This is a genomic window from Cupriavidus taiwanensis LMG 19424 (assembly GCF_000069785.1).
Lineage (GTDB): Bacteria > Pseudomonadota > Gammaproteobacteria > Burkholderiales > Burkholderiaceae > Cupriavidus > Cupriavidus taiwanensis.
Genome location: NC_010528.1, coordinates 702,097 through 717,808, shown reverse-complemented (window position 1 = coordinate 717,808; position 15,712 = coordinate 702,097). Strand labels below are relative to the sequence as shown.

Annotated in this window: 18 protein-coding genes; 9 read left to right on the top strand and 9 right to left on the bottom strand. The window is 65.9% G+C overall.

The window, feature by feature from the left end:
* Positions 1–27: 27 nt before the first annotated feature.
* The 9 genes from RALTA_RS03375 (at position 28) to RALTA_RS03335 (ending at position 8,321) form a co-directional block, all read left to right on the top strand.
* Positions 28–366, top strand: coding sequence for a hypothetical protein (locus RALTA_RS03375; protein ID WP_012352013.1), 339 nt, complete (start codon positions 28–30; stop codon positions 364–366).
* 23 nt (positions 367–389) lie between these two features.
* A complete protein-coding gene (locus RALTA_RS03370; protein WP_012352012.1) occupies positions 390–1,646 on the top strand; it encodes a pilus assembly protein TadG-related protein in 1,257 nt (418 codons plus the stop codon).
* Positions 1,647–1,655: 9 nt separating this feature from the next.
* On the top strand, positions 1,656–2,165 hold the full coding sequence (locus tag RALTA_RS03365) for a TadE family protein (RefSeq protein WP_012352011.1): 510 nt from the start codon (positions 1,656–1,658) through the stop codon (positions 2,163–2,165).
* Positions 2,162–2,620 carry a TadE/TadG family type IV pilus assembly protein gene (locus tag RALTA_RS03360; protein ID WP_012352010.1) on the top strand — a complete coding sequence of 153 codons (459 nt, stop codon included), beginning with the start codon at positions 2,162–2,164 and terminating at the stop codon, positions 2,618–2,620. Before RALTA_RS03365 ends, RALTA_RS03360 begins: the two co-directional genes overlap by 4 nt.
* A gap of 23 nt (positions 2,621–2,643) precedes the next feature.
* Positions 2,644–3,837 (top strand): AAA family ATPase, encoded by a 1,194-nt coding sequence (locus RALTA_RS03355; RefSeq protein WP_012352009.1) that lies wholly within the window; start codon positions 2,644–2,646, stop codon positions 3,835–3,837.
* 58 nt (positions 3,838–3,895) lie between these two features.
* Positions 3,896–5,266, top strand: a complete 1,371-nt coding sequence (locus RALTA_RS03350) for a CpaF family protein (RefSeq protein WP_012352008.1) — start codon at positions 3,896–3,898, stop codon at positions 5,264–5,266.
* Positions 5,267–5,311: 45 nt separating this feature from the next.
* On the top strand, positions 5,312–6,289 hold the full coding sequence (locus tag RALTA_RS03345) for a type II secretion system F family protein (RefSeq protein ID WP_012352007.1): 978 nt from the start codon (positions 5,312–5,314) through the stop codon (positions 6,287–6,289).
* A gap of 75 nt (positions 6,290–6,364) precedes the next feature.
* Complete coding sequence (locus RALTA_RS03340; RefSeq protein ID WP_012352006.1) at positions 6,365–7,339, top strand: type II secretion system F family protein; 975 nt, start codon at positions 6,365–6,367, stop codon at positions 7,337–7,339.
* Positions 7,340–7,547: 208 nt separating this feature from the next.
* Positions 7,548–8,321 carry a metallophosphoesterase gene (locus RALTA_RS03335; protein WP_012352005.1) on the top strand — a complete coding sequence of 258 codons (774 nt, stop codon included), beginning with the start codon at positions 7,548–7,550 and terminating at the stop codon, positions 8,319–8,321.
* Positions 8,322–8,437: 116 nt separating this feature from the next.
* On the opposite strand, the gene groL is transcribed toward RALTA_RS03335, so the two are convergent.
* From groL to RALTA_RS03290, 9 genes are all read right to left on the bottom strand, one after another.
* Positions 8,438–10,081, bottom strand: coding sequence for a chaperonin GroEL (gene groL, locus RALTA_RS03330; protein WP_012352004.1), 1,644 nt, complete (start codon positions 10,079–10,081; stop codon positions 8,438–8,440).
* Between the two features lie 47 nt (positions 10,082–10,128).
* Complete coding sequence (gene groES / locus RALTA_RS03325) at positions 10,129–10,419, bottom strand: co-chaperone GroES (RefSeq protein WP_008644494.1); 291 nt, start codon at positions 10,417–10,419, stop codon at positions 10,129–10,131.
* A 367-nt stretch (positions 10,420–10,786) separates the two neighbouring features.
* Positions 10,787–11,413 (bottom strand): isochorismate family cysteine hydrolase YcaC, encoded by a 627-nt coding sequence (gene ycaC, locus RALTA_RS03320; protein WP_012352003.1) that lies wholly within the window; start codon positions 11,411–11,413, stop codon positions 10,787–10,789.
* 104 nt (positions 11,414–11,517) lie between these two features.
* On the bottom strand, positions 11,518–11,823 hold the full coding sequence (locus RALTA_RS03315; protein ID WP_012352002.1) for a YciI family protein: 306 nt from the start codon (positions 11,821–11,823) through the stop codon (positions 11,518–11,520).
* An 11-nt stretch (positions 11,824–11,834) separates the two neighbouring features.
* Positions 11,835–12,290, bottom strand: a complete 456-nt coding sequence (locus RALTA_RS03310) for a nuclear transport factor 2 family protein (protein WP_242405249.1) — start codon at positions 12,288–12,290, stop codon at positions 11,835–11,837.
* Positions 12,283–13,002, bottom strand: a complete 720-nt coding sequence (locus RALTA_RS03305; protein WP_041232062.1) for an ABC transporter ATP-binding protein — start codon at positions 13,000–13,002, stop codon at positions 12,283–12,285. Before RALTA_RS03305 ends, RALTA_RS03310 begins: the two co-directional genes overlap by 8 nt.
* Before the next feature lie 2 nt (positions 13,003–13,004).
* Positions 13,005–13,811, bottom strand: a complete 807-nt coding sequence (locus tag RALTA_RS03300) for an ABC transporter ATP-binding protein (RefSeq protein WP_012351999.1) — start codon at positions 13,809–13,811, stop codon at positions 13,005–13,007.
* Positions 13,808–14,797: a branched-chain amino acid ABC transporter permease gene (locus RALTA_RS03295; RefSeq protein WP_012351998.1), complete on the bottom strand. Its 990-nt coding sequence runs from the start codon at positions 14,795–14,797 to the stop codon at positions 13,808–13,810. Before RALTA_RS03295 ends, RALTA_RS03300 begins: the two co-directional genes overlap by 4 nt.
* 2 nt (positions 14,798–14,799) lie before the next feature.
* Complete coding sequence (locus RALTA_RS03290) at positions 14,800–15,687, bottom strand: branched-chain amino acid ABC transporter permease (protein WP_012351997.1); 888 nt, start codon at positions 15,685–15,687, stop codon at positions 14,800–14,802.
* Positions 15,688–15,712 lie beyond the last annotated feature (25 nt).

Below are 15,712 nucleotides of genomic sequence, written 5' to 3'. Positions count from 1 at the left end.
CGCCAACCGCAGAACCGGAGAACGACCATGAACAAGACCCTGAAGCTTTCGCGCAGCGCCGCCGTCGTGGTGCTGGGCGGCCTGGCCTGCCTCGGCCTGTCGGGCTGCATGACGACTACGCCCGTGTGGGACGGCCAGCGCGGCGTGGCGCTGGCCACCGTCACGCAGATGCAGATCATCAATCCCGACGCGCCGGCCGGCCTGCCGACCGTCACCGGCACCGACGGCAAGACCGCCGTGGCGGCAATGAAGAACTTCGACCGCTCGCTGTCCAATGGCCAGCAAGGCGGATCGCCGTCCATGACCATCGACTTCGGCGCCGGCGGCTATGGCGGCGTTGGCATGAGTGGCGGCGGCAGCCGCTGAACCACAGGACCGCGGAGGCTATCATGTCTACATCGGGCTTCGCACGGACCACGCTGACACGGCGCAGACGCCAGCGTGGCGCCGTGGCGATCATCGTCGGGCTGTCGCTGGCCGTGCTGATCGGCTTTGTCGGGCTGGCACTCGACCTGGGCAAGCTCTATGTGACCAAAAGCGAACTGCAGAACAGCGTCGACGCCTGCGCACTGGCGGCCGCGCGCGATGTCACGGGGGCCACGCCCCTGCTCGTGTCCGAGGCCGCCGGCCTGACCACCGGCACCCGCAACGCCGCCCTTTTCCAGGGCAAGGCCGTGGAGATGTTCGAGAACCTCAACGTCTCGTACAGCGACACCCCTGACAACACCTTCTATACCAAGGACAAGGTCCCCTACTCGCTCGACAAGATCAAATACGTCAAATGCACGGCCGAGCGCACCGGAATTGCCCAGTGGTTCATCCAGGTCCTCAACACGCTGCCGGGGATGAATATCCAGCCCAGCACCGTCAATGCGATGGCGGTCGCCACCACCACCAGCGCGCAGACGGCCTGCGCCATCCCGGTCTACATCTGCACGCCGCAGACCGCGAATCCGGTCAGGACCGCCTACAACCGCGGCGACTGGATCAAGTCGAAGGACGAGAAGGATCCCTACGGTCCCGGCAGCTTTGGCTGGGCTGACCTGACTCCTCCCGGAGGCGGCGCCTCCGAACTGGCGGACTTGCTGGCCGGCTCCGGACAGTGCGACCTGTCGGTAGTGGGCTCCAAGGTCGGCCAGCCGGGCAGCATCTCGTCGCTGATACCGGCGTGGAACACCCGCTTCGGCATCTATACAGGCTCCTACAAGGGACCGCAGGACGGCACACCGGACTTCACCGGCTATGCCTACAGCGTTACGAAATGGAATCCGCCGAACGGCGGCAACGCCTACGCCGACTTCATCCAGAAGCGCGGCACCAACGAGCCGTACCAGACCGACACCAACAGCGGGCTGTCGACCCAGGGCTCGGCTTCGACCAAGGCGGTCCATCAGGCCGGCGCCGACCGCAGGCTGGTACAGGTGCCGGTGGTGAACTGCAATGACCTTGCCTCGACCAAGCAGGCCACGGTGGAATCCTGGGCCTGCATGCTGATGGTGCAGCCGATGCAGAATCCCAGCATCAAGGACGTGACCTACATCGAGTACCTTGGCGATTCGAAGGATCCCACCAGCCCGTGCGCGACCCAGGGCGTGCCCGGAGCGAGCAACGGCAAGGGCCCTCGCGTGCCGGTGCTGGTGCAATAGGAGCCGATCATGAAGCGATGCAGGCAACGCAGGGGCAATCGCCGCGGCGCGGTCGCCGTGGAGTTCGCGCTGGTCCTGGTGCCCTTGCTGACGCTGGTGACCGGCGTGGCGGAGTTCGGCCGCGCCATCTACCAGTACAACGCCCTGGCCAAGGCCACGCGTGACGCGGCGCGCTTTTTGTCGCAGTACGCGCCCACCGAGCCCAACTACCCGGTGGACAAGGCCAAGTGCATTGCCGTCTATGGCAAGACCACCTGCGGCGGCACCGCGCTGGTGAACGGCCTCAGCACGTCGATGGTGGTGGTCTGCGACCGGGTGGATTCGAGCGGCTGCGCCGGCAAGCAGTTTGCCAATGTCGCCATCTACGAAGGCGGCGGCAATTCCGGCACGCCGGCGGGCACCATCAATCTGGTGGCAGTGAAGATTTCGGGCTTCACCTACTCGCCCATGCAGCGCTACCTCAATGTGGGCGCGCTGGCGTTCTCCGACATCACCACCGTAATGAGGCAGGTGCTATGAGCCCGATCCGCGCCCCGCGCCCACGTTCTGGCCAGGCCGGCGCAGCCGCCATCGAGTTCGCGCTGGTCGCCAGCATCTTTTTCATGCTGCTGATCGGCATTGCTGAATTCTCGCGCGTGCTGTTCTACTGGAACACTGCCGGCGAAGCCACCCGGCTGGGCGCACGCATCGCCGTGGTGTGCGACGTCACCGACACCGCCATCAAGGACCGGATGACGCTTCTCATGCCACTGCTGAAGGCCAGCAACATCCAGGTCGCCTACGAGCCGAGCGGCTGCGACGCCGACGCCGACACCGCACGCAATTCCTGCCGCTCCGTCACCGTCAGCGTGGCCAACGTCTCGGTCAAGACCTTTATTCCGGTGGTGCCGATCACGGTGTCGCTGCCTCCGTTTACGACCACGCTGCCGCGGGAAAGCCTCGACTCCTCCACCAGCGGCAAGATCTGCAACTAGCGCGCATGAACCAGGAGCACGCCATGCTCAGAATTCTGATCGTTTCCGAAGACGCCGACCGGCTGGCCGAAATCCACCGGATCAGCGCCACGGTGGGCAACTTCCAGGCCATGACGCTGCAGGAGGGCCTGGGCCGCTTCCCCTTGCATGCCAGCCGGCTGCGCCTGGCCGACCTGTTGATCCTGGAGTTGCCCGCCATCAGCGCGCAGCAAATGCAGGCGGTCGAACTGCTGCGCCAGCAGCATCCCGGGCTGCCGTGCATCCTGGTCACGCCGGCGCCCGGTTCGGAGGTGCTGATCAAGGCGATGCGCGCCGGTATCCGCGACGTCCTCCCATGGCCGCTGGACAAGGCGCAACTGTCCGAGGCGCTCAGGCGCGTGGAAGCCACTCACGTGCCGCGCGCGCAGGACACCGCGCAGGTCATCTCCATGATCTCCTGCAAGGGCGGTGCCGGCACCAGCTTCATCGCGGCCAACCTGGGCGATGCGCTGGCGCGGCATCTGGGCAAGCGCGTGCTGGTGGTCGACCTGAACCGCCACTTTGGCGACCTGACCTATATCGTCAGCGACAAGATCCCGCCGTCGACGCTGCCCGAGATCTGCAGCCAGATCGACCGCATGGACAGCGCCTTCCTCGAGGCCTGCCTGGTGCATGTCGACAACGGCTTCGACATGCTGGCCGGCGCCGCCGACCCGGTCAAGGCCAGCCAGATCCAGAAGGACAAGCTCGAGTGGATCCTCTCGGTGGTACAGCCGGCCTACGACTTCGTGATCTTCGACCTGGGCCAGACCATCGATCCGCTGTCTATCGGCGTGCTGGACCACAGCGACCGCATCTGCGTGGTGGCCGAGCCCGCCATCTCGTTCGGTCGTCCGGGGCGCAGGCTGCTCGACATCCTGAGCGCCCTGCACTACTCCGCCGACAAGGTTCGCCTGGTGCTCAACCGCACCGGCCGCAAGCACGAGATGCCGCGCGCCACCATGGAAGAAATCTTCGGCGTGAAAGCCGCCTTCACCCTGCCCGACGACCCGGCGGCCGTGGACGAGGCCATCAGCCACGGCGAGCCGGTGGCCAAGCTGAGCCGGCGCAGCGCCATGACGCGCGCGCTCCACGCCATGGCCACGCAGCTGTGCGCCCCGGCCGAGGCCGAGCGGCGCACCCGTGCCGAAACCGTATCGCCGCTGCGCCGGCTGATGCTGCGGGCGAAGAGCACCTGATTCCACCAATTGCCCCGACAGGCCACGGTCAGCCGCACCCGTCAACGAGGAGTCCATCATGTCGATCCGAGAACAACTGGCCAATGCCGGGCCCGCCTTCGCTGCCAACGGCCACGCCGCGATCCAGTTTGCGACCTCGGCCGCCTCCGTATCGGGCGGCTACCACCAGCTCAAGCGCGACGTCCACGAGACCGTGCTCGACCGCGTCGAGCTGGAGCGGCTGGCACGCTATCCGCAGGAACAGGTGCGCCAGGAGATCACCGCGCTGGTCAACCTGATCGTCGACGAACAGAAGGTGCTGCTCAACGACACCGAGCGCCGCCAGCTGACCGTCGAGATCTACGACGAGATGTTCGGCTTCGGCCCGCTCGAGCCGCTGCTGAAAGACCCGACCGTGTCGGACATCCTGGTCAACACGGCGCGCCAGACCTATGTCGAGCGGCGCGGCAAGCTGGAGCTGACCGACGTCGTGTTCTACGACGACGCGCACCTGATGAAGGTGATCGAGAAGATCGTGTCGCGCGTCGGGCGCCGCATCGACGAAACCAGCCCGATGGTCGACGCGCGCCTGCCGGACGGCTCGCGCGTCAACGCCATCATTCCGCCCTCGGCCATCGACGGGCCGCTGCTGTCGATCCGCCGCTTTGCCGTGAATCCGCTGCAGGTGGCCGACCTGGTCAACCTGCGCAGCCTGACGCCGCCGATGGCGCAACTGCTGCAGGCGCTGTCGCAGGCCAAGGTCAACGTGCTGGTGTCGGGCGGCACCGGCAGCGGCAAGACCACGCTGCTGAATATCCTGTCCGGCTTTATCCCGGAAGACGAGCGTGTGGTCACGATCGAGGATGCCGCGGAACTGCAGCTGCGCCAGCCCCACGTGCTGCGGCTGGAGACGCGGCCGCCCAACATCGAAGGCAAGGGCGAAATCACGCAGCGCGCGCTGGTGCGCAACGCGCTGCGCATGCGCCCGGACCGCATCATCCTGGGCGAAGTGCGCGGCGGCGAGGCGCTGGACATGCTCAACGCGATGAACACCGGCCATGAAGGCTCGCTGACCACCATCCACGCCAACACCCCGCGCGATGCGCTGACACGGCTGGAAAACATGGTCAGCATGGCGGGCCTGACCATGCCGGCCAAGGCCATGCGGCAGCAGATCGCCTCGGCCATCACGGTGATCGTGCAGGCCGCGCGCATGACCGATGGGCGCCGCAAGATCATCAGCATCCAGGAAATCACCGGCATGGAGGGCGACATCATCAACATGCAGGAGATCTTCACCTTCCAGCGCACCGGGGTGGACAAGGACGGTACCGTGCGCGGCAACTTCCGCGCCACCGGGGTCTATCCCAAGTTTGCCGAGCGGCTGCGCGTGTTCGGCGTGGGACTGCCTGACGATACCTACGACCCCGCCAAGCGCTACGAAGTCTGACCCGCCACGGCCCATGCCAATACGATCCATCCGGGGGAGAAACACATGAGCACGATCTTCTACGCCTTCGGCATCCTGCTGTTCGTCGCCGTGGTGCTCTGCGTCGAGGGCATCTACCTGTGGTGGAACAATGCCCACGGACCCGCGGCCAAGCGTATCGAAGCGCGGCTGCGGGCGCTGTCGGCCGGCGGACACGTCGGCGCCGAGCAGCTCTCGATCCTGAAGAAGCGCCTGCTGGCCGACTCGCCGCGCCTGCAGCAGTGGCTGATGCGGGTGCCGCGCATCGGCGCGCTGGATCGCTGGCTCGAGCAGTCCGGCAGCACCTGGTCAGTGGCACAGTTGTTCGGGTACTGCGCCCTGGTGGTGCTGTGCACGGTCGCACTGATTCCGCTGTTGCCGCTACCGGCTTCACTGGTGATGCTCGGCGCGGTGCTGGCCGCCATGCTGCCGGTGCTGCACGTGGTCCACCTGCGCGCCAAGCGGCTCAAACAGCTCGAAGCCCAGCTGCCCGATGCGGTCGACATGATCAGCCGCGCCCTGCGCGCCGGGCACTCGTTCAGCGGCGCCCTCAGCATGGTCGGGCAGGAAATGAAGGCGCCGATCGGGCCGGAGTTCCGCACCACCTTCGAAGAAATCAACTACGGCGTGGCGCTGGACGAGGCCATGACCAACCTGGCCATGCGCGTGCCGGTGGCCGACCTGCGCTACTTTGTCATCGCAGTCCTGATCCAGCGCGAAAGCGGGGGCAACCTGGCCGAAATCCTCGACACGATCGGCACCATGGTGCGCGAGCGCCTGAAGCTGTTCGACAAGATCCGCGTGCTGTCGGCCGAAGGCAAGCTGTCGGCATGGGTGCTGGGCCTGCTGCCCTTCGGCACCGCCGGCATGATCCTGGTGATCAATCCCGGTTTCATGAACGTGCTGTGGGAAGACCCGCTGGGGCTGCGCATGATCGGCGGGGCGCTGGTGTCGATGACCTTTGGCGTGCTGTGGATGCGCAAGATCATCCGGATCCGGGTCTGAGACACCGGCAGCGATGATCTCGGCGCAACACCAGAAGAAGCAGGGCTTGGACAGCCATACTGACGGGAGTCCATCATGCAAGAGATTTTCCAGGGGTTCCAGGGCGACCAGGTGATCGTGCTCGCACTGATCTTCGTGGCCGCGTTCGGCACGGTGTTCGGCGTGCTTTATGCACTCGCGCCCCATCGGCTGCGCGGACGGGCCGAGCAGATCGCCGGCCAGGCGGGCCCGTTCGAGGCTGACCAGGGCCGCCAGCAGGCGCTGATCGAAAAACTGGTGAAGTGGGCGCAGCCGATATCGCGGCTGTCGTTGCCCAAGGAGGGCTGGGAGAACTCGCAGCTGCGCGTGCGTTTCATGAATGCCGGCTGGCGCAGTGCGAGCGCCGCGCCGCTGTACTTCGGCGCCAAGACGGTACTTGCCGTCGCCCTGCCCATGCTTGGCCTGCTGGCGGTCAGCAGCCAGCCCGGACAGCAAAGCCAGCAGCTGATGTTCGCACTGCTGGCGTTGCTTGGCGCCACAGGCTACTACCTCCCCAACGTAGTGCTTGCCCGCAAAGTCTCCCAGCGCCAGCGCACCGTCTTCGAAGAATTCCCCGACGTGATCGACCTGCTGACCGTCTGCGTCGAGGCCGGCCTGGGCCTGGACGCGGCGCTGATGCGCGTGGCCGACGAGCTGGCGCTGCGCTGCCCCGTGCTGGCCGATGAACTGCAGCTGATGCTGCTGGAACTGCGCTCGGGTTTTTCGAAGGAAAAGGCACTGACCAACCTGTCGTTGCGCACTGGCGTGGAGGACGTGGACAAGTTTGCGTCGATGCTGATCCAGGCCGACCGCTTCGGCACCAGCCTGGGCGAATCGCTGCGCGTGCTGTCCGACATGCTGCGCACCAAGCGCCGCATGCGCGCCGAGGAGCAGGCCGCCAAGATTGCGCTGAAGCTGCTGTTTCCGCTGATCTTCACCATCTTCCCGTCATTGCTCCTGGTGTTGCTCGGGCCGGCCTTCATCCAGATATATCGCGTGCTGCTGCCGACCATGGCAGGACAAGGAGGTTAAACCCCCGGGGAACCCCGACAGTTTCCCCCGGCTGTCTCCCGGTGCAATGCCGGCAAGACAGTCACTTGCCCGGAACCCAGGTTCCGGGCTTTTTTGCTTTGCGAGGCGGATCCCGGGGCTTGACCGGACGGGCTGGCTTCTGAAGAATGCAGGCAATCCCCCCGGCGCCGAGGTCACGCAGCGCCCGCCCTACCCGCCTGGAGTCCCGATGAAGCTACGCATCCTGAGCGACCTCCACATCGAACACAACCTGCCCCAATCCGTGCCCGCATGCGACGCCGACCTCGTGATACTGGCCGGCGACATCGCCAACGGCCGCGACGGCATCGACTGGGCCATCGGCACGTTCAGCCAGCCGGTGGTCTATGTGCCGGGCAACCACGAGTACTACGAGAGCAATTTCGACACCGTCGACCAGCAGATGGCCGAGGCCGCGGCAGCGCATCCGCGGGTGCGCCTGCTCAATGGCGACGTCGCGGAATTCGACGGCGTGCGCGTCATCGGCACCACGTGGTGGACCGACTACACGCTGTTCGGCACCGACCGGCGCGACGAGGCAATGCAGGCGTGCGCGAAAGCGATGTACGACCACCGCTTGATCGAAGTCCGCGGCGACGACGGCCACATGCGCCAGTTCACGCCGCAGGACGCGCTGGCACGCCACCTGGCCGCGTCCGACTGGCTGTCGGCGCAGCTGGCGCGGCCATACGCCGGCAAGACGGTCGTGGTCACGCACCACGGCCCGGACCTCGGCAGCCTGGACCCGCGCTTCTCGCACGACCTGGTCTCCGGCGGCTTCCTGTCACGCCGCCCAGACCTGGTGGCGCAGGCGGACCTGTGGATCCACGGCCATACCCACACCAGCTTCGACTACTGGGTCGACAACTCGCGCGTGGTGTGCAACCCGCGCGGCTATGTCAGCCGCCGTACCGGCGAGCTGGAGAACAAGTCGTTCGACTGGTGCTGCGTGGTAGAGGTCTGACGCGCGCCTGCCCGCGCCCTACCGCGCCGGCCATCCAAACAAAAACCCCCGCGGACTCGCGTCCGCGGGGGTTTTTTATCGCAGCCTGCCCTGGCGGGCAGTGGGCTGGGGATGGATTACATCATGCCTTCCATACCGCCCATGCCGCCCATGCCGCCCGGCATTGCCGGAGCCGACTCTTCCTTCGGCGTTTCGGCCACGGCGCAGTCGGTGGTCAGCATCAGCGAAGCCACCGAAGCGGCGTTCTGCAGTGCGGTGCGGGTGACCTTGGTCGGGTCCAGCACGCCCATTTCCACCAGGTCGCCGTACTCGCCCGAAGCGGCGTTGTAGCCGTAGTTGCCCTTGCCTTCGATGACCTTGGCAACGACCACCGAAGCTTCTTCACCGGCGTTCAGCACGATCTGGCGCAGCGGCTCTTCCATCGCGCGCAGCACGATCTTGATACCGGCGTTCTGGTCGGCGTTGTCGCCTTGCAGAGCCGAGATCGCGGCGCGGGCGCGCAGCAGGGCCACACCACCGCCGGGGACGATGCCTTCTTCCACCGCAGCGCGGGTGGCGTGCAGGGCGTCTTCCACGCGGGCCTTCTTTTCCTTCATTTCGACTTCGGTGGCAGCGCCAACCTTGATCACGGCAACACCGCCGGCCAGCTTGGCCACGCGCTCTTGCAGCTTCTCACGGTCGTAGTCCGAGGTCGCTTCTTCGATCTGGGCGCGGATCTGCTTCACGCGGCCTTCGATGCCAGCAGCGTCGCCGGCGCCATCGATGATGATGGTGTTTTCCTTGCCGATTTCGATGCGCTTGGCCTGGCCCAGGTCGTTCAGGGTGGCCTTTTCCAGCGTCAGGCCGACTTCTTCGGCGATGACGGTGCCGCCGGTCAGGATGGCGATGTCTTCCAGCATGGCCTTGCGGCGGTCGCCGAAGCCCGGAGCCTTGACGGCGGCGGTCTTCAGGATGCCACGGATGTTGTTGACCACCAGGGTCGCCAGGGCTTCGCCCTCGACGTCTTCAGCGATGATCAGCAGCGGGCGGCCGGCCTTGGCCACTTGCTCCAGCACCGGCAGCAGGTCGCGGATGTTGCTGATCTTCTTGTCGAACAGCAGCACGAACGGGTTGTCCAGCGCGACAACCTGCTTTTCCGGGTTGTTGATGAAGTACGGCGACAGGTAGCCGCGGTCGAACTGCATGCCTTCCACGACTTCCAGCTCGTCGGCCAGCGACTTGCCGTCTTCGACGGTGATCACGCCTTCCTTGCCGACCTTGTCCATGGCTTCGGCGATGCGCTCGCCGATCGAGGCGTCGCTGTTGGCCGAGATCGCGCCGACCTGGGCGATTTCCTTGCTGGTGGTGGTGGGCTTGCTGATCTTCTTCAGCTCTTCCACGGCAGCGCCGACAGCCTTGTCGATGCCGCGCTTCAGGTCCATCGGGTTCATGCCGGCGGCGACGAACTTCATGCCTTCGCGCACGATCGACTGGGCCAGCACGGTTGCGGTGGTGGTACCGTCACCGGCGTTGTCGCTGGTCTTGGAAGCCACTTCCTTGACCATCTGGGCGCCCATGTTCTGCAGCTTGTCCTTCAGCTCGATTTCCTTAGCCACGGACACGCCGTCCTTGGTCACGGTCGGCCCGCCGAAGCTGCGCTCCAGCACCACGTTGCGGCCCTTCGGGCCCAGGGTCACTTTAACGGCGTTGGCGAGGATGTTCACGCCTTCGACCATCTTGGCACGGGCGGCGTCGCCGAACACTACGTCTTTTGCTGCCATGTTCTGAATCTCCTGAAATCTGTACGGGTGGGGCTACAAGTAACGGATTACTTGTTGACCACGGCCATGATGTCTTCTTCGCGCATGACCAGCAGTTCCTGGCCATCCACCTTCACGCCCTGGCCGGCATACTTGCCGAACAGCACGCGATCGCCGACCTTGACGTCCAGGGCGATGTTGTTGCCCTTGTCATCCTTCTTGCCGGGACCGATTGCCAGCACTTCGCCTTGATCGGGCTTCTCGGCAGCGTTGTCGGGAATCACGATACCGGACGCGGTCTTGGTTTCGTTGTCCAGACGCTTCACGATCACGCGGTCGTGCAGAGGACGCAGATTCATACGGACTCCTAGATACAAAGTGAGTTTTTGATCACAAATCGGCCGGCTACCGAGGCGACGGCCGTCAGAAATGTTCAGGTGTCGCAGAGGGCTGTTAGCACTCCCCCCTGACGAGTGCTAATTATAGGGACGGGGTAGGGGCATTTCAAGACAGGCGCCGGATGCGGGTTTTCCCGGGGACTGGCGCAGCGCACATGGGCAGCGCATATGGGGGGCGGATGGCGCCGGAAGCGATTCCGGCGCCCAGTGCAATCATGTCGGTGATGCGGCACGAATCGGACTCGCACCGCATCGACTGCGGAATAGGCCTTATTGCCTGCCATTGGCCAGCGCGGCGCCAGGGGCTTCGCGCGTGGCCGGGGTGATGTTATTTGCCGCCCTTCACGGTGGTGTACGCCGTAATCAGGTTCCGATAGTCGGGAATATGGTTGGAGAACAAGGTCCCCAGCCCCTCGATGTCGTTGCGCCAGTCGCGATGAAGCTCGCAGGCAACGCCGAACCACGTCATCAGTTGGGCGCCGGCCTCGGCCATGCGGTGCCACGCGGATTCGCGTGTCACCTCATTGAACGTTCCCGATGCATCGGTCACCACGAACACATCGAAGCCTTCTTCGATCGCTGACAATGCCGGAAACGCCACGCAGACCTCAGTCACCACGCCGGCGATCAGCAACTGCTTCTTGCCGGTTGCCTTCACTGCCTTGACGAAGTCCTCGTTGTCCCATGCATTGATCTGCCCGGGGCGCGGAATGAAGGGCGCATCGGGGAACATCGCCTTCAGTTCCGGCACCAGCGGCCCGTTGGGTCCGTCCTCGAAGCTGGTGGTCAGGATCGTAGGCAGCTTGAAATACCTGGCCAGATCGGCCATGGCGAGAACGTTGTTCTTGAACTTGTCGGGGTCGATGTCGCGCACCAGCGACAGCAGGCCGGCCTGGTGATCCACCATCAGTACCGCCGCCTGGTCCTTGTCCAAACGCTTGTAGGTCTTGCTCATCTTCCTCTCCTGTGAATGCGCGTCCGGTTCGGTTGGACACGCGTGGTGAAATCTTCTGCATGGCGCTGCAATCCATGCACGGCTGCCTGCTCACGCCCGGTGAACTAAAGCGGGCGCTGTGCGCCTGGATAGTTGTCCACCCGCAGCAGGAACGGATGGATGTGGATCTCTTTCCACACGCCCGCCCGGTGGAATGGATCGGCCCGGTTGAAGTCGATGACCTGCTGCTTGTCCTGCGCACGCACAAGGAACAGGCTGCCGATCATGCGCGCGCCATCGTCGGACATCAACGGCCCGCACATCACGCACCGGACCTCCGCGGTTGCCAGGTAGGCGCGATGTGCGTCGTAGCTGTCGAGCCGGCGCTGCAGGGCATCGGCGTGGTCAAGGCAATGAATGATGAAGTCCATATCCCATATACCTATTGAAATGCCTGGCCTGGCGCCGCAGCAGCCGGCGCGGGGATCGGCGTCGAGGCCCACGCCAGCATCTGCCACGCGCCCTCCTGCCGCTTCCACACGCTGAGGAAGCGGTTGTCGAGCGTGCGCTCCACGCCGTCGACCACGGCAACCAGCAAGGCCTTGCCCTCCATCACGGCGATGTCGTTGTAGATTTCCTGCCCGACCTCTCGTACCGATGCCTGCAGGTAGCGCACCCGCCCGCTGCGCAGCGATGCCAGGTATGCCTGCTTGTCTTCGCGCAACGCCGAGGAGTGGGTATAGCTGAGTTCATCCGCAAGCAGGCCTTCCAGCCCCGCAATATCGCCCGCGAGCATCGCGCGGTATCGCGCGGCATCCGCCTGCCTGAGCGCAGCGAGATCTTCCATATACCCTCCGGTCTTCGTGTCCGTTTTGCCCATGCCGGTGCCCTCAGCCATGCAGATACGCCTTCACCAGCGTCTTGTCGTTCAGCAGCGCCTGCCACTCTCCGCGCCGCACTTCGTGGATCACCCGCCCCACCGAAAGCACGTAGGCGCGGTCGGTCATCTCCGCGGCAATCGCCACGCTCTGTTCCACCAGCACGATGCTCAGCCCGCGCTCGCGCAGCCGGTTGAGCACGGCCAGGATTTCCTTGACGATGCGCGGCGCCAGGCCCGTGGTCAGCTCGTCCATGATCAGCAGGTCGGGCTGCAGCAGCAGCGCGCGGGCGATCGCCACCATCTGCTGCTGCCCGCCCGAGAGCAGGCCAACCTGGCCGCCGCCGCGCTCGCGCAGCAGCGGGAACAGTTCGCAGACTTCGTCGTGCGTGAAGCGCATGGCGCCACCGCGCGCGCGCCTGCCGGCTTGCTCGGCAAGGCGCAGGTTGTCGCGCACCGACAGTTCGCCGAACAGGTTGCGGTTCTCCAGCACTACGGCAATGCCATGCTCGAAGCGGCGATGCCCCGGCACGTGGCCGATTTCCACCCCGTCCTTGACGATGCTGCCCGCCAGCGGCCGCACCAGCCCCGACAGCGTGCGCACCAGCGCGGTCTTGCCCGCGCCGTTGGCGCCGACCACGGCCACCGCCTCGCCCCGCCCCACCTCGATGTCGATGTCATGCAGCACTGGCACGGGGCCGTAGCCGGCGCGCAGGCCTTTCACTTTCAGCATGGTCAGACTCCCATATAGGCTTCGCGCACGCGCGGGTCGGCCTGCACGGCCTGCAGCGTGCCGCTGGCAATGATTTCCCCGTAATACAGAACGTGGGCGGTGCCGCAGATCGTCATCAGCCCCATGTCGTGCGACACCAGCAGGATGGTCATGCCTTCGCCGTTCAGTCGCAGGATCCACGCGCGCAGCAGTTCGATTTCCTCGCTGTTCAGCCCCGAGGACGGTTCATCGAGCAACAGCAGGCGGGGTTCGCCGATGCAGGCGCGCGCCAGCTCGACGATGCGGCGCTGGCCCGCGGGCAGCGCGCCGGCACGGTGCTGCAGCAGGCCTTCCAGACCGAACTTTCGTGCGCATGCCAGCGCGGCTTCGTGCATCGACTGCAGCTCGCGCCGCGACAGCGGCGAACGCAGCATCGCATGCACCACGCCCGAACGCGTGGCCTTGTGGCAGCCGGCCATCAGGTTTTCCAGCACCGTCATGTGCTCGAATACCTGCGGCGTCTGGAACGTGCGCACCAGTCCGGCGCGGCTGCGCTGCTGCACGCTGTCGGCGGTGATGTCGCGCCCCGCCAGCAGCACCTTGCCGCCCCTGGGCCGCAGAAAGCCGGAGATGATGTTGAAGCAGGTGGTCTTGCCACTGCCGTTGGGGCCGATCAGGCCGACGATGCCGCCGGCCGGCACATCGAACGCAACATTGCGCAGCACGTCAAGGCCGCCAAAGCTGTGCGCGACCGCTTCGACCCGCAGCAGGGCCTGCGCGCCTGCCGCACCCGCGGCACTGGTGCCGAATTCAGCGATGGCGGATTTCATCGGACCTCCTTCAATGCGGGGTTCTGCGTGCGGCCGAAGCTGCGGCGATGCAGGCGGCCAGCCATGCCCGCGAGCCCACCCATGATCCCGCCGGGCATCAACGTGACCACCAGCACCAGCACCGCGCCAAACAGCACCTGGTGGAAATCCCCCAATCCGCTCAGCAGCTCCGGCACCAGCGACACAAACAATGCGCCGATCACCACGCCGTAGGTGGAACGCGCGCCTGCCACCACCGGCACCAGCAGGAACACGATCGAGCGCTCCACCGTAAAGCTCTGCACGCTGACGAACGACACATAGTGTGCAAACAGGCTTCCTGCCAGCGAGCCGAGCATGGCCGACAGCACGAACATCGCGGTCTTCAGCCGGTGCATGTCGATGCCGAGCACCTGCGCTGCCGGCGCCGCATCGCGCATGGCGCGCATGGCCAGGCCGGGGCGGCCCCTGACCAGGTTGTCCACCAGCCAGAGCAGCAGCGCCACCAGTGGCCAGGCAAAGTAGTAGTAGCGCTCCGGCGTATCGAGCAGGAAGCCGAACAGCGACAGCTTGGGGATGCCACCGATGCCCAGCGTACCGCCGGTCAGCCAGTCCCATTCGAAGAACAGCACATTGGCGATGCTGCCGACGGCCAGCGTCGCCAGCGCCAGGAAGAAGCCGCCCAGGCGCAGCACCGGCAGGCCGATCGCCGCGGCCAGCGCCGCGCTGGCCAGCAGGCCCGCCGCGGCACCGGCCAGCGCCGGCCATCCCAGCACCGTCGTGCAGTAGGCCGAGGCATAGGCGCCGATGCCATAGAACGAGGCCTGCGCAAGGTTGACGATGCCGCATTGCCCCAGCAGCAGGCCGACGCCCAGGCCGCCCACGGCCAGGATGGCGGCGAAGTTGAGCAGGTCGATGTGGTGGCGCGACAGCAGTTGCCCGGCCAGCGCCCACGCTACCACCGCGGCCACCACCAGCCAGCGCGTGGCGTTGGATGATGCATTCATGCTTATCCTCCCTTGCGCCCCGCGCGGCCCAGCACGCCGTTGGGGAGCAGAATCATGATGACGACCAGGATCGACAGCGCGACCACGTCGCGATAGCCCGACGGAAATCCCACCACCGCCAGTGATTCGGTCAGCCCCAGCAGCAGCCCGCCCACCACCGCGCCCAGCGGATTGCCCAGCCCGCCGAGGATGGCCGCGGCAAAGCCTTTCAGCGTCAGCCCGATGCCCATCTGGTAGTTCATCGACAGCAGCGGTGTCACCAGCACCCCCGCGACGGCGCCGAAGCCGCCGCCAAGCAGGAAGGTCAGCGTGCGCATGCGGCGCACGTTGATGCCGGTGGTGGTGGCCCCGTCGGGGTCCAGCGACGCCGCCGTCATGGCCAGGCCGACCAGGGTCTTGGTGTAGAACAGCCTCAACGCCGCCACCAGCAGCACGGCAATGCCCACCAGCGCCAGGGCGTGCACGGGCGCGGTCGCACCCAGCAGCTCCACCACACCCTCGCCGCCGATGGCCGGCAGCAGGTGCGAATCACGCCCGCCGAAATACAGCGCCGCGGCCGACAGCGCGAACGCCAGGCCGATGGTCAGCAGCAGGAAGCTCTCCTCGCCGGCGCCGCGGCGCATCATCGGGCGCACGAACAACGTGTCGATGGCCAGGCCGCTGGCGGCGCCGGCGGCAATGCCGCCGGCAATCGCCACCGGATAAGGCAGGCCCAGCGACTTGAGCGCGAATACCGCAACCAGCGCGCCGATCACCGCAAACTCTCCCTGCATCGCATTGACGATGCGCGTGCCCTTGAAGATGATCGATATGCCCACGCCGATCAGCGCGTAGACGAAGCCGTTGGTGATCCCGGACAGGACCGCCTGGATAACTAGGGTGTCAGACATTGCCGATCCTTTTGCCGATGCGTTT

What these genes read in the sequence shown, in the direction of transcription:
- RALTA_RS03375 (WP_012352013.1), top strand. Translation starts at nt 28, where the DNA reads ATGAACAAGACCCTGAAGCTTTCGCGCAGCGCCGCCGTCGTGGTGCTG.
- RALTA_RS03355 (WP_012352009.1), top strand. Translation starts at nt 2,644, where the DNA reads ATGCTCAGAATTCTGATCGTTTCCGAAGACGCCGACCGGCTGGCCGAA.
- RALTA_RS03345 (WP_012352007.1), top strand. Translation starts at nt 5,312, where the DNA reads ATGAGCACGATCTTCTACGCCTTCGGCATCCTGCTGTTCGTCGCCGTG.
- RALTA_RS03310 (WP_242405249.1), bottom strand. Translation starts at nt 12,290, where the DNA reads ATGGCTGAGGGCACCGGCATGGGCAAAACGGACACGAAGACCGGAGGG.
- groL (WP_012352004.1), bottom strand. Translation starts at nt 10,081, where the DNA reads ATGGCAGCAAAAGACGTAGTGTTCGGCGACGCCGCCCGTGCCAAGATG.
- RALTA_RS03305 (WP_041232062.1), bottom strand. Translation starts at nt 13,002, where the DNA reads ATGCTGAAAGTGAAAGGCCTGCGCGCCGGCTACGGCCCCGTGCCAGTG.
- RALTA_RS03295 (WP_012351998.1), bottom strand. Translation starts at nt 14,797, where the DNA reads ATGAATGCATCATCCAACGCCACGCGCTGGCTGGTGGTGGCCGCGGTG.
- groES (WP_008644494.1), bottom strand. Translation starts at nt 10,419, where the DNA reads ATGAATCTGCGTCCTCTGCACGACCGCGTGATCGTGAAGCGTCTGGAC.
- ycaC (WP_012352003.1), bottom strand. Translation starts at nt 11,413, where the DNA reads ATGAGCAAGACCTACAAGCGTTTGGACAAGGACCAGGCGGCGGTACTG.
- RALTA_RS03315 (WP_012352002.1), bottom strand. Translation starts at nt 11,823, where the DNA reads ATGGACTTCATCATTCATTGCCTTGACCACGCCGATGCCCTGCAGCGC.
- RALTA_RS03290 (WP_012351997.1), bottom strand. Translation starts at nt 15,687, where the DNA reads ATGTCTGACACCCTAGTTATCCAGGCGGTCCTGTCCGGGATCACCAAC.
- RALTA_RS03365 (WP_012352011.1), top strand. Translation starts at nt 1,656, where the DNA reads ATGAAGCGATGCAGGCAACGCAGGGGCAATCGCCGCGGCGCGGTCGCC.
- RALTA_RS03360 (WP_012352010.1), top strand. Translation starts at nt 2,162, where the DNA reads ATGAGCCCGATCCGCGCCCCGCGCCCACGTTCTGGCCAGGCCGGCGCA.
- RALTA_RS03370 (WP_012352012.1), top strand. Translation starts at nt 390, where the DNA reads ATGTCTACATCGGGCTTCGCACGGACCACGCTGACACGGCGCAGACGC.
- RALTA_RS03350 (WP_012352008.1), top strand. Translation starts at nt 3,896, where the DNA reads ATGTCGATCCGAGAACAACTGGCCAATGCCGGGCCCGCCTTCGCTGCC.
- RALTA_RS03340 (WP_012352006.1), top strand. Translation starts at nt 6,365, where the DNA reads ATGCAAGAGATTTTCCAGGGGTTCCAGGGCGACCAGGTGATCGTGCTC.
- RALTA_RS03335 (WP_012352005.1), top strand. Translation starts at nt 7,548, where the DNA reads ATGAAGCTACGCATCCTGAGCGACCTCCACATCGAACACAACCTGCCC.
- RALTA_RS03300 (WP_012351999.1), bottom strand. Translation starts at nt 13,811, where the DNA reads ATGAAATCCGCCATCGCTGAATTCGGCACCAGTGCCGCGGGTGCGGCA.